Source organism: Streptococcus sp. KR, from assembly GCF_002238115.1.
Lineage (GTDB): Bacteria > Bacillota > Bacilli > Lactobacillales > Streptococcaceae > Streptococcus.
Map to the genome: position 1 here is coordinate 1 of NZ_NGVM01000297.1, position 245 is coordinate 245.

1 protein-coding gene is annotated in these 245 nt (G+C 35.1%); it reads left to right on the forward strand.

What is annotated here, in order from left to right; genetic code table 11:
* Positions 1-245, forward strand: a 245-nt coding sequence (locus tag CBI42_RS12950; protein WP_179211446.1) for a hypothetical protein, incomplete at both ends; no start/stop codon positions are given.

Consider the following 245-nt stretch of genomic DNA (forward strand, 5'->3'; position numbering starts at 1 on the left):
CTTATGATTCTGCGATTAAAAAGGAAAAATCACTTAAATCTGAAATTGAAAACACAAACATTTCAATTAAGCAAAGAATTTCTCTTTTAGAGAAAGATACTGCTAAAACCAATGCGGATACTCGCAAGACGGAAGATTCAAAACTAAAAACGCTTAGAAGTCAGCTGAAAGAAGCTCAGTCAGACTACAACAACTTTCAAAAAGAGCAACTTTTGCGAGAACAACGTCAGCAGGAAACCCTTCAA